The organism is Streptomyces sp. NPDC032161, assembly GCF_040636995.1.
Classification (GTDB): domain Bacteria; phylum Actinomycetota; class Actinomycetes; order Streptomycetales; family Streptomycetaceae; genus Streptomyces.
This window is the reverse complement of sequence record NZ_JBEZVN010000005.1, coordinates 217,584-229,918: the sequence shown is the minus strand read 5'-3', so window position 1 is coordinate 229,918 and position 12,335 is coordinate 217,584. Positions and strand designations below refer to the sequence as shown.

The window sequence follows — 12,335 nt, the reverse complement described above, 5'->3', positions numbered from 1 at the left end:
CGGCAGCTCCCATGACCGCAATGACATATCCCCCACCTTTCCTGCCATGGCCCGGACGTCCCCGGTTCCCCCGGTCCTCCTCGGCCGTACGGTTCTCCCGCCCTCGCGGTCTGCCCGCACTCATCGGCAGGCGCCGGACACGACCGGCCGACGCGCGTCGGGGGTGGCCGGGCGACACGGCGCCCGGCCACCCGGCACAATGCAGACGAAGGGGCCCCGGCCCCGTGAGCACAGTCCGTGCGACCAGTACAGCCCGTACGAGAAGGCGAGTCGGTAGAACCGTGACGACGTCCATCGAAGGCAGGATCGCCGAGGAGCTCGGCGTACGCGAGCGGCAGGTGAAGGCGGCCGTCGAGCTGCTCGACGGCGGATCGACCGTGCCGTTCATCGCGCGCTACCGCAAGGAAGCGACCGAGATGCTCGACGACGCGCAGCTGCGCACCCTTGAGGAGCGGCTGCGGTACCTGCGGGAGCTGGAGGACCGCCGGTCGGCGATCCTCGACTCCGTGCGCGAGCAGGGCAAGCTGGACGAGGAGCTGGAGGCCCGGATCAGGGCCGCCGACACCAAGGCGCGCCTCGAGGACATCTACCTGCCGTTCAAGCCCAAGCGACGCACCAAGGCGCAGATCGCCCGCGAGGCGGGACTCGAACCACTCGCCGACGGGCTGCTCGGCGACCCGTCGGTGCAGCCGCTCGCCGCTGCCGCGGCCTTCGTCGACGCGGACAAGGGCGTCGCGGACCCGGCCGCCGCGCTGGAGGGCGCCCGCGCCATTCTCACCGAGCGGTTCTCGGAGGACGCCGACCTGATCGGCGAGCTGCGCGAGCGGATGTGGACGCGTGGCCGGCTGGCGGCGAAGGTGCGCGAGGGCAAGGAGGAGGCGGGCGCGAAGTTCGCCGACTACTTCGACTTCGCCGAGCCGTTCACCGAACTGCCCTCGCACCGGGTGCTCGCGATGCTGCGGGGCGAGAAGGAGGACATGCTCGATCTGGTCATGGAGCCGGAGGAGCCCTCGGACACGCCCGGACCGTCGTCGTACGAGGGTGTCGTCGCCCGGCGCTTCGGAGTGAGCGACCAGGGCCGCCCGGGCGACAAGTGGCTGGGCGAGACCGTGCGCTGGGCCTGGCGGACCAGGATCCTGGTGCACCTCGGCATCGACCTGCGGCTGCGGCTGCGCACGGCGGCGGAGGACGAGGCGGTGCGGGTCTTCGCGTCGAACCTGCGCGACCTGCTGCTCGCCGCACCGGCCGGGACGCGCGCCACGCTGGGGCTCGACCCCGGTTTCCGTACGGGCGTGAAGGTCGCGGTCGTCGACGCGACCGGCAAGGTCGTCGCCACGGACGTCATCCACCCGCACGTCCCCGCGAACAGGTGGGACCAGGCGCTGGCACGGCTGGAGCAGCTGGCGCGGGCGCACGACGTCGAGCTGATCGCGATCGGCAACGGCACGGCGTCCCGCGAGACCGACAAGCTCGCCGGTGAACTGATCGAGAAGCACCCGGAGTTGAAGCTCACGAAGGTGATGGTGTCCGAGGCGGGCGCGTCGGTGTACTCGGCCTCGGCCTTCGCCTCGCAGGAACTTCCCGACATGGACGTGTCGTTGCGCGGCGCGGTGTCGATCGCGCGGCGCCTCCAGGACCCGCTCGCGGAGCTGGTGAAGATCGACCCGAAGTCGATCGGGGTCGGCCAGTACCAGCACGACCTGTCCGAGGTGAAGCTGTCGCGGTCGCTGGACGCGGTCGTCGAGGACTGTGTGAACGGTGTCGGTGTGGACGTCAACACCGCCTCGGCGCCGCTGCTTTCGCGGGTCTCGGGGATCGGCGCGGGGCTGGCGGAGAACATCGTCGCGCACCGTGACGCGAACGGGCCCTTCCGGTCGCGCAGGGCGCTCAAGGACGTGGCGCGGCTGGGCCCGAAGGCGTACGAGCAGTGCGCCGGCTTCCTGCGCATCCGGGGCGACGACCCGCTGGACGCGTCGAGCGTGCACCCGGAGGCGTACCCGGTGGTGCGGGCGATGGCGAAGCGGACGGGCGGTGAGGTGGCCTCGCTGATCGGCAACACGGGGATGCTGCGGTCGTTGCGTGCCGACGACTTCGTGGACGAGAAGTTCGGTCTGCCGACGGTCACCGACATCCTGAAGGAGCTGGAGAAGCCGGGGCGCGACCCGCGGCCCGCGTTCAGGACGGCCACCTTCAAGGAGGGCGTCGAGAAGATCGGCGACCTGGCGTCCGGCATGGTGCTGGAGGGTGTCGTCACCAATGTCGCGGCGTTCGGCGCGTTCGTGGACATCGGGGTGCATCAGGACGGTCTGGTGCACGTGTCGGCGATGTCGCGGACGTTCGTGAAGGACCCGCGGGATGTCGTGAAGCCGGGCGACATCGTCAAGGTCAAGGTCATGGACGTCGACATTCCGCGGAAGCGGATCTCGTTGACGCTGCGGCTCGACGACGAGGCGGGGGCGTCCGGCCAGGGCGGCGGGTCCCGGCGGGAACGCGGCGAGCGGGGTGGCCAGGGTGCCCGGCCGCCGCGCCCACGTCAGGGCGGTCAGGACCGCGACCGGCGCGGTGGCGGCTCCGCCCGCCCGGCGCCGGCGCCGGTGAACAGCGCGATGGCGGACGCCCTGCGGCGGGCCGGGCTGACCGGTCCGGACCGGGACGGCGGCCGCAAGCGCTGATGCCCCGGGCAGGGGCGGGGCGCGCGGTCCCGCACGCTCCCGCCTCCGCCCCGGCCCGCCGCCCGGGCCCCGTCGGAGCGGGGTCGGGAGCGGCGGCCCCGGGGCCGGACGGTCAGAGTTCCTTCACCCTGCCGTCCACCACCTCGATGCGCCGTGTCGTCCGCACCGCCTCCAGCATCCGCCGGTCGTGCGTGACGAGGAGCAGCGTGCCCGGGTAGGAGTCCAGCGCCGATTCCAGCTGCTCGATGGCGGGCAGGTCGAGGTGGTTCGTCGGCTCGTCGAGTACGAGGAGGTTGACGCCCCGGCCCTGGAGGAGGGCGAGCGCGGCCCTGGTGCGCTCCCCCGGCGAGAGGGTCGTCGCGGGGCGCAGCACATGGTCCGCGCGCAGACCGAACTTGGCGAGCAGCGTGCGGACCTCGGCCGGTTCGCTGTCGGGTACGGCGGCGCGGAACGCGTCCAGCAACGACTCCGTGCCGTGGAACAGCTTGCGCGCCTGGTCGACCTCGCCGACCACCACGCCCGAGCCGAGCGCCGCGTGCCCGGAGTCCAGCGGGAGGCGTCCGAGGAGGGCGGCGAGGAGGGTGGACTTGCCCGCCCCGTTGGCGCCGGTGATCGCGACCCGGTCCGCCCAGTCGATCCGGAGGGACACCGGGCCGAGGACGAAGTCGCCCCGTGCCACGCGTGCTTCGCGCAGGGTCGCTACGACCGAGCCGGACCGGGGCGCGGCTGCGATCTCCATCCGCAGTTCCCATTCCTTGCGCGGCTCCTCGACGACGTCGAGCCGTTCGATCATGCGCTGGGTCTGCCGGGCCTTCGCCGCCTGCTTCTCGCTCGCCTCGCTGCGGAACTTGCGGCCGATCTTGTCGTTGTCGCCGGCCTTGCGCCGGGCGTTCTTCACGCCCTTGTCCATCCAGGTGCGCTGCGTGTGGGCGCGGTCCTCCAGGGCGGCGCGCTTGTCGGCGTACTCCTCGTACTCCTCACGGGCGTGCCTGCGGGCCCGTTCGCGCTCCTCCAGGTAGGCCGCGTATCCGCCGCCGTACAGGTTGATCGCCTGCTGGGCGAGGTCGAGTTCGAGGACCTTGGTGACCGTGCGCGTCAGGAACTCGCGGTCGTGGCTGATGACGACCGTGCCCGCGCGCAGACCGGAGACGTAGCGTTCGAGCCGTTGCAGACCGTCGAGGTCCAGGTCGTTGGTGGGTTCGTCGAGCAGGAAGACGTCGTAGCGGGAGAGGAGCAGGGATGCCAGGCCGGCGCGGGCCGCCTGGCCGCCGGAGAGCGCGGTCATCGGCAGGTCGAGGCCGACGGCGAGACCCAGGTCCGCGGCGACCTCCTCGGCGCGCTCGTCGAGGTCGGCGCCGCCGAGCGCCAGCCAGCGTTCCAGCGTCTCGGCGTACGCGTCGTCGGCGCCGGGCGCCCCGTCGACGAGGCCCTGTGTCGCCTCGTCCATCGCCCGCTGGGCGTCGGCGACGCCGGTGCGGCGGGCCAGGAACTCCCGCACGGTCTCGCCCGGACGCCGCTCCGGCTCCTGCGGGAGGTGGCCGACGGTGGCGGTGGGCGGCGAGAGCCGCAGCTCCCCCCGCTCCGGTCGGTCGAGCCCGGCGAGCAGCCGGAGCAGGGTCGATTTGCCGGCGCCGTTGACTCCGACGAGACCGATCACGTCACCGGGCGCGACGACGAGGTCGAGCCCGGCGAAGAGGGTGCGGTCGCCGTGCGCGGCGGTGAGGTCCTTGGCGACGAGTGTGGCAGTCATCAGGATGCCGATCCTAAGGGCTGTCCTCGACACTGCCGTCGTTCGGCCGCGGGCGGGGCCCGGAGGCCAGCGGCCCTCTTGCAGGACCGCGAAGAACATAACGGGGACGAGGTGCGTCCCCCCGGGGCCGGGTCAGCAACTGGTGTCGGGCCGTCCGTCCGTGAGGTGGTGGGCCGCCCGCTCGTCCAGGAGGAGCGGGATCAGGTTGCGGGCGGACTGTCTCAGCGGTACGTACGCTCCGTCGCCGTCGGGCCGTGCCGTGACGCCGTGCAGGACGAGTTCGTCCTCGACCTCGTCGAACCGGTCCTTGGTGAGCCGGTATCCGCACGGCGGGTCCTGGAGGACCTGGCCCGCGTCGGGCGTCTCGTTGTCGGCGCCGCCGAGGAAGACCGGGCCCCGGTCCTTGAACCCCGCCGCGCGGGAGGCCGCGGTGGCGGCCACGATGCGGCCGCGCCGTTCGTCGGCGAAGGCGAACAGGCCGCCGAGCGCGGTGAGCTGGGAGTCGACACGGCGCCGCTTGTTGAGTGCCGGGTCGGCCTTCTCGGCGTCGTCGAGCGCGTCGACACGGGATTCGATGAGCAGGCCGACGGCGTGCTTGATGCCGGAGGTGTTGCGCAGGATGCGTTCCTGTCCGTCGCCCGCGGTCTGCTTGATCGGATCTCCGGTGACCGGGTCGGTCCAGATGCCGTAGAGGCCGCTGCTGTAGCCGTCCTTCAGCGCGGCGGGCCGTACGTAGTCCTCGGCCAGGATCCCCGACTCGCCGTGGATCCGGTCGGAGGTGTTGAGGTTGCGGGGCCACAGGACGAAGAGGTCCTTGTCGTAGTAGGGCGGGGTGGCCCCGTATTCGTGCAGGTCGTAGATCACGTCCGGCTCGTGGTCGCGGATGACGGCGGCCATGGCGCGGGCCTCGGCGGTCCGCAGCGCGATGTGGTCGCGGTTGATGTCGACGCCGTCGGAGTTGCCGCGCGTGTCGGCGGCGCGCCCATCGGGGTTGGCGGTGGGCACGACGAGGACGGTGGTGCGGGAGAGGAAGGCGCGGGTCCGCCGGTCCCGGGCGTGGGCCAGATCGCGGACGGTGGTCAGGCAGGCCTCGCGGCCGGAGGGTTCGTTGCCGTGCTGGCTGCAGATCAGCAGCATCGTGTGGGCCGTGGGGCGATGGTTCCCGATCCGGACGAGCTGGAGCGGGCGGCCCTGCCGCGTGGTGCCGATCCGTTCGACGGAGACCCGGTCGCTGTCGCGGTCGACGGCGGCCAGGAAGGACTGCTCCTCCGCCCGGCTCGTCCACCGGGCCCCGCCGCTGGTCTCGAATCCGGTGCGGGGCGGAGCGGCCGGGGCGCTCGGGGCGGCCGCCGCGGGGACGGCGGCCAGGGGCGTGGCGAGCAGGGCCGCGGCGGCGGCCAGGGCCAGGTGTCGGCGGCCGAGTCGGCGCGCGGTCGGTATACGGGGTGTCATGGGCGGCTTCCTCCCTGGGTGCGGCCGGCGGGACGCGGTGGCGTCACGCCTTCGGGGCGGGCTGCGGGGGGTGGCTGCCACGGGTCGGGACCCGCGGTGGCGCGTACGGGGGGCTGTCCTGCGCTCCGTGCTGGATCGGCGGGTTACGGGACGGCCCCGAGGCCGGCGGTGCCGCCGGCGAGCGGGAGCGACGCGGACGTACGGGCCAGGTCGAGGGTGAGCGTGGGGGTGGAGTCCGGCGGCTCGATGAGGCCCCGGTCGGTTCCGGCCACGATCAGGGCGAGGCGGTGTCCGGCCGGGACGACGTGGTCGGTGGCGGCGAGGCGGAGGGTGATCGTGTGGGCCCGGCCCGGGGTGAGCGGGCGGCCGTGCCCGGCGGAGGCGTGGGTGCCGAGGTCGGCCCAGCCCCGGCTGAACACGGTCCGGTCGACGGTGGCCGTGTCGGCCCGGGTCTCCTTGAAGCAGGCGCTGTCGCCGGTGGTGCTCGCACCCCAGCAGGTGCGTCCGGGGAGCGTGGTGATGCCTTCTCCGGACGCGCCGTAGTCGCGGATGGTGTCGGGGCCGAGGTCCACGAGGACGGCGGAGAGATGGGCACTCGACGTGGTCGGGGTGGCGGTGACGGTCACCGTGGACGATCCGGACAGCCGCAGGTCCCGGGAGAGTGGCGGGGTACGGAAGGCGGCCTTGGCGGCCGTGGGGCGGTCCGCGTCGGCGGCCCATTCCAGCTCGTTCAGCGCGGGGTCGTCGGTGAACGTCTCGGTGGCGCCGGGGCGGGCGGGGCGCAGCCCCAGGGTGCCGACGCCGGGCGCCGCTCCGGGGCCGGGGCGCACGGTGACTGCGTGGGTGGTGCGCGGCGGCCAGACCCGGTCGGTGGACCACTGGCCGGGACTGCGTTCGATGTCGGCCATCGGTTCGCGTTCGATGCCGTTGTCGTAACCGAGGAGGTAGTGGTCGAACCAGCGGTGCAGCGTGTCGACCCACTCGGCCCGCCGGAAGTCGAAGGGGTCGACGTGTCCGGTCTGCGACAGCCAGATCCTGCGTTCCACGCCCCGGGCCGCGAGCGCGTCCCACCACTGACCGAGGTGCTTGGTGCGGACGTTGAGGTCCTGCATGCCGTGCACCGCGAAGACGCTGGCCCGTACCTTGCGGGCGTCCTTCACGTAGTCGCGTTCGGCCCACAGCCGGGTCCGGTCCCCGGTGCGGGGCGCGCCTTCGACGAGCCGGCGCTGGACGGCGGCGCAGCGGCCGCGCGCCTCGGGGCTCTCCACCCCGTCGGCGAGCCGGTCCGGTCCGCCGTCGTACAGCGGGGCGCCCTGGGAGAAGTAGTAGTCGTACCAGGAGGAGATGGCGCCGATCGGGACGATGGTCCGCAGTCCGTCCACCCCGGTCGCCGCGACGGCGTTGGCGACGGTGCCGTCGTAGCTCTTGCCGATCATCCCGGTGCGGCCGTTGGACCAGTCGGCCGTGGCGCGCCGCTGGCCGGTGCGGGTGGTGTAGCCGCGGGCGCGGCCGTTCAGCCAGTCGATGACGGCCTTGGCGGAGGTGACGTCGGAGGGGCCGCCCACGTCGACGCAGCCGTCGGAGCGGTTGGTGCCGGCCAGGTCGACGGCGACGAAGGCGTAGCCGCGCGGCACGAAGTAGTTGTCGTAGTACAGCGGGAACTGCACGGGCCTGCCGTCGGCGTCGTACGTCTTGAGCTGGCTCTCGTTGCCCCGGCCGCAGCAGGAGTAGTAGGGGCTGGCGTCCATGATGACGGGGATCCTGCGGCCCTGCCGGGCGGGTTCGCGGGGCCGGACGATGTCGACGGCGACGCGGTCGTTCCTTCCGTCCCCGTCGCCGTCGAGTCCGGTGTCGACCCAGACGGACTCGCGGACGGCGTTCTCGTACGAGTGGACGGGCCTGCTCACCGGCGATCCGCTCCGCGGGTGTCCGTCGGCGGCCGGTCCGGCCTCCCGGCCCGTGACGGCGCCGGCCTCGGCGCCCTGTGCGCCCGCCGGTGCGAGCAGCGTGGTCGTCAGGGCGGCGAGGGCCGCCACCATCAGCGATCGGTACGTCAAGCGGGTGCCCCGCGCACGAATCGGCATGGGCGGAAGGTACCCTCGGTCAACTCCCTTGCGACAGAGGGCGATCGCTGATCAGCCTGGCGTGACCGGGCCGGGGACGCCGCCGGGCCGGCATGTCGGCGGAATGGCGAACGTGTGACAACGGCGACCATGGACATGACTAACAGGAAGGTCCCTGCTTAGGGTCCTGGCAAGCACTCAGAAAACCGTCCGGAACCGACGACTTGGAGCATTCGTGCACCGCAGACTCATCGCCCCCGGCGCCCTCGCGGCCTCCCTGTTGCTGGCGGTCCCGGCCTCGGCCGCCGGGGGAACCGTGGGCGCCCCGGGCATCGGCGACCCCTACTACCCGGCCAGCGGCAACGGCGGCTACGACGTGTCCCACTACGACCTGCGGCTGAAGTACCAGCCCGCCACCGACCTGTTGGAGGGCACGGCGACGATCCTCGCCACGACCACGCAGGCGCTGTCCCGCTTCAACCTGGACTTCGCGCTGGACGTGTCCGAGGTGCGGGTGAACGGCAGGAAGGCCGCGTTCGCCAGGAGCGGCGAACAGGAGCTGGAGATCACTCCGGCGTCGCCGCTGGCGAAGGACAGGGCCGTCTCGGTGGTCGTGCGGTACGCCGGGAAGCCCTCCGAGGCGAAGGTCAACGGCTGGACGTCCTGGGTCCGTACACCGGACGGCGCGGTGGCCGCGCAGGAACCGGAGTCGGCCGTCTGGTGGTACCCCAGCAACGACCACCCGCTGGACAAGGCGACGTACGACATCTCGGTCTCGGTGCCGGACGGCACCCAGGCGATCAGCAACGGCACGCTCCAGTCGCAGAGTTCGAAGCTCGGCTGGACCCGCTTCAACTGGCGCTCCAGCAAGCCGCAGGCCACGTACCTGACGACACTGGCGATCGGGAAGTTCGACATCACCACGGACACCACGACGGACGGGCTGCCGGTCGTCAACGCGTACAGCAAGGACCTCGGCGCCAACGCCGGTGCGGCGCGCGCCAGCATCGAGCGGACCGCCGAGGTCGCCGAGTGGCTGACGGAGGTGTTCGGTCCGTACCCGTTCGACGCGCTCGGCGGCTACTCCCCCAACGTGACGAGCGGATTCGCGCTGGAGACGCAGACCAGGCCGTTCTACAGCCCGAAGCAGTTCTCGAACGGTTCCAACGTCTCGGTGGTCGTCCACGAACTGGCGCACCAGTGGTACGGCGACAGCGTGTCCGTCAAGGGCTGGAAGGACATCTGGATCAACGAGGGCTTCGCCCGGTACAGCCAGTGGCTGTGGTCGGAGAAGGAGGGCGAGGGCACCGCGCGGGAACTGGCCGACCACACCTACGCCCTGCACCCCGCGGACGATCCCTTCTGGACCGTGAAGCCGGGCGACCCGGGCCCCGACGACCAGTTCCACGGAGCCGTCTACGACCGCGGGGCGCTGGCGCTCCAGGCGCTGCGCGACAAGCTGGGCGACGAGACGTTCTTCGAACTGCTCAAGGGCTGGCCCGCCGAGCACGCGTACGGGAACGCGTCCGTGGGCGACTTCGTGGCCTACGCCGAGCGGGTCTCGGGCACGCCCCTCGCCGGCTTCTTCGACACCTGGCTGTACCAGCCGTCGCGGCCCGGGGCCCCGGCCGGGACGCGCCTGGCGCAGGCTCCCACGAAGGCCGAGCGGCCCGCGTCGTGGAAGAAGATCGCCGCGACGAACACGGTCCACGACCACCGCTGACGGTCCGTCCGGCCGCCCGAACCGTGCTCCGGGTTCCGTCGCCCTCTTCCTCCCGGTGGGCGACGGAACCCGCGCACGGAACGGACCGGACCGGCCCGTGATCAGGTCGGCCGATGCGGCGCGACCCGCTGTCCGAGATGCGCCCGGTCACCGCGCACGGTCGCCCGGTGCGCCGCCCGCGCCCGGCGCGCGTACGGCAGATAGCGCAGACTCTCGGGGAGCACGGGCACGACGCGCCGCACCACCGCGCCCAGCCTCCGCAGCCTCCGCTCCTGCGCGTCCGTCCATTCCAGTCCGATCGCCTCCCGCGCCTCCGGCGGCATCAGGCCGACGGTGACGAAGCGGCGGAACCGGGCCAGTGGCGGGAACAGCACCGGCCACAGCGCCCGGAGCGCCGGCCGCAGCGGCAACGGCCCCCGGTCCGGCGGCGGTACGGGCCGGTCGGTCGCGAGCAGATCGTCGACGACGACGGTCCGCTCGATCTCCTCGTCGAGCGTCTTGCGGAAGTACGGCCAGAACTCCTCGATCGTCTGTGGCATGTCCCGGTCGTGGATGCCCAGAACCCTGCCCACCTGGAGCCATTCCCGGTACAGGGCCCGCTCCTGCGCCTCGGTGAACGGCCTCAGCAGGTAGCGCGCGGCATGCCGGTAGACGGGGAAGCCGGTGGCGTGCACCCACGCGTAGGTGGCGGGCGACAGCGCGTGGTAGCGGCGGCCCCGGCTGTCGACCCCCTGGATGGTCCGGTGCAGCCGGCGGAGCCTGCGCCCCTCCTCGGCGGCCTCCTCTCCCCCGTACACCCAGAGCTGGAGCGAGCGCAGGGACCTCTCACCGCGTCCCCACGGGTCCGTGCGGAAGACGGAGTACTCGTCGACGCCCGCGCCGACCGCCGGATGGGCGACCTGGAGGGCAAGGGCGGCGGGCAGCATCAGCAGGGTGCGGACGTCCCCGGAGATGCTCCAGAGCACGCCCCCGGGCGGCGGAGGGAGGGGGTCGTGCGGCGCGGGGGCGGGGTCGGCGCCGCGTGCCGGCGAAGTGCTCATACGGTGCTCCCGGCGGTCGGCCGGGCGTACGGCTGGGGCGCCCGGTCCCGGTACGAACCAGTATGCGGTCCCCCCGGGGGTGGCCCCCTCCCGGGTGCACACGCGACGGGCACGGGCCGTCGACGCGTAGGGCGTGCCGGAAGCGCCCCGCGTCCGCGACGGTGCGCACGGCTCGGGGATCCACGCCGGTCATGGACGGCACAACCTTCGGTTGTGTCGTCCAGCTCCCCGGTTGTTTGATCTCCTCGTTCGCCTCCCGCTTGGATTCCGGTCGTCAACGTCTGGTTGTGCGGATCGACGAGAGGCATGTGGGCATGGTGCACGGGCGGGCGCTGGGGCGGCGCTTCGGGTGGCTGTGGGCGGCGTACGCCGTCAGCTCGTACGGTTCGGGGTTCGGCTTCGGGGCGTTCTCCCTGATCGCGGTTCTCGTGCTGCACTCCGATCCGACCCAGGTGGCGGCGCTGTCCGCGGCGGGCCGGGCCGTCGGGGCGGTGGTCGCGGTGCCGCTGGGTCCGTGGGTGGAGTTCCGCCGCAAGCGTCCCGTCATGGTGGCGATGGACCTGACCCGGTTCGCGGCGCTGCTGAGCGTCCCCGTCGCGTTCGCGCTCGGCCTGCTCGGCTTCGCCCAGCTCCTCGTCGTCTCCGTCGTCGTCGCGGCGTCCGGCATCGCGTTCAACGCGGCCGCCGGCGCGTATCTGAGGGTGCTCGTGCCGCGGGAGGACCTGCTCGTCGCGAACAGCCGGTTCGAGTCCACGACGTGGACCGCGACCGTGGTCGGACCACCGCTCGGCGGGGCCGCGATCGGGCTGTTCGGCCCGATGGTGACCGTGGTCTCCGACGCGGTCAGCCATCTGCTCTCGGCACTCTGCATCCGCGCCATCGGCGGGACGGAACCGCACATCGCGCGGGTCGGGGCGCCACGCCCGCGAGCGGGCGACCTGGTCGAGGGCTGGCGGCACATCCTCGGCCACCCCGTGCTGCGCCCGCTGTTCTTCAACACGATCGTGGTCAACGGCCTGATCATGGCCACCGAGCCGGTGCTCGCCGTACTGCTGCTGGGCCGCCTCGGGTTCGCCCCCTGGCAGTACGGCCTGGCGTTCGCGGCCCCGTGCGTCGGTGGCCTGGTCGGCTCGCGCCTGGCGCCCCGGCTCGTGGCCCGCTTCGGGCGGCACGGGGTGCTCCTCACCGCTGGGACGCTGCGCGCCGTCTGGCCGGCCGGCCTGGCCTTCGTCCAGCCCGGCGCCCCCGGGATCGTGCTCGTCATCGGCGTCCAACTGGGCCTGGTGACCTGCTGCGGGCTGTTCAATCCGGTGCTGGCCACCCACCGGCTCGACCACGCGGCCCCCGACCGGGTCGCCCGCACCCTGTCCGCGTGGTCGGTCAGCAGCAGCGGCGTCATCGCGGCCCTGACCGCCCTGTGGGGTCTGCTCGCCGCCGTCGCCGGTGCCCGCACCGCGATCGCGCTCGCCGGAGTGCTCCTGCTGGCCACCCCGCTGCTGCTCCCGCGCCGTGGGAAAGCGCCCCGGAACACGGGCGACCGGGCCGCGAGCCCAAGGGCTGTCCCGTAATCCCTGGCGAATCGGCACGCGGCGTCGGATGCGGTGCATCGCAAGGCGGAGGGGCGCCCGCACACTG

At 72.9% G+C, this 12,335-nt stretch carries 7 protein-coding genes; 3 read left to right on the top strand and 4 right to left on the bottom strand.

Annotation, left to right across the window (positions count from 1 at the left end):
• The first annotated feature begins 281 nt into the window (after positions 1 to 281).
• Entirely contained in the window at positions 282 to 2,672 is a 2,391-nt protein-coding gene (locus tag AB0E67_RS15240) for a Tex family protein (protein WP_362026067.1), read from the top strand.
• 112 nt (positions 2,673 to 2,784) lie between these two features.
• On the opposite strand, the gene AB0E67_RS15235 is transcribed toward AB0E67_RS15240, so the two are convergent.
• The 3 genes from AB0E67_RS15235 to AB0E67_RS15225 form a co-directional block, all read right to left on the bottom strand.
• Positions 2,785 to 4,422 carry an ABC-F family ATP-binding cassette domain-containing protein gene (locus AB0E67_RS15235; RefSeq protein WP_362026064.1) on the bottom strand — a complete coding sequence of 546 codons (1,638 nt, stop codon included), beginning with the start codon at positions 4,420 to 4,422 and terminating at the stop codon, positions 2,785 to 2,787.
• A 132-nt stretch (positions 4,423 to 4,554) separates the two neighbouring features.
• Positions 4,555 to 5,874 carry a M14 family metallocarboxypeptidase gene (locus AB0E67_RS15230; RefSeq protein WP_362026062.1) on the bottom strand — a complete coding sequence of 440 codons (1,320 nt, stop codon included), beginning with the start codon at positions 5,872 to 5,874 and terminating at the stop codon, positions 4,555 to 4,557.
• A gap of 143 nt (positions 5,875 to 6,017) precedes the next feature.
• The gene (locus AB0E67_RS15225) at positions 6,018 to 7,958 is read right to left on the bottom strand and encodes a Xaa-Pro dipeptidyl-peptidase (RefSeq protein ID WP_362026059.1); all 1,941 of its coding nucleotides are present in this window, start codon (positions 7,956 to 7,958) and stop codon (positions 6,018 to 6,020) included.
• Positions 7,959 to 8,172: 214 nt separating this feature from the next.
• Between AB0E67_RS15225 and AB0E67_RS15220 the strand changes: the two genes are divergently transcribed.
• A complete protein-coding gene (locus tag AB0E67_RS15220) occupies positions 8,173 to 9,660 on the top strand; it encodes a M1 family metallopeptidase (protein ID WP_362026056.1) in 1,488 nt (495 codons plus the stop codon).
• A 101-nt stretch (positions 9,661 to 9,761) separates the two neighbouring features.
• On the opposite strand, the gene AB0E67_RS15215 is transcribed toward AB0E67_RS15220, so the two are convergent.
• On the bottom strand, positions 9,762 to 10,700 hold the full coding sequence (locus tag AB0E67_RS15215) for an oxygenase MpaB family protein (protein ID WP_362026053.1): 939 nt from the start codon (positions 10,698 to 10,700) through the stop codon (positions 9,762 to 9,764).
• 314 nt (positions 10,701 to 11,014) lie between these two features.
• Here AB0E67_RS15215 and AB0E67_RS15210 point away from each other — a divergent pair, with 314 nt between their 5' ends.
• The gene (locus tag AB0E67_RS15210; RefSeq protein WP_362026455.1) at positions 11,015 to 12,268 is read left to right on the top strand and encodes an MFS transporter; all 1,254 of its coding nucleotides are present in this window, start codon (positions 11,015 to 11,017) and stop codon (positions 12,266 to 12,268) included.
• Positions 12,269 to 12,335: the final 67 nt, after the last annotated feature.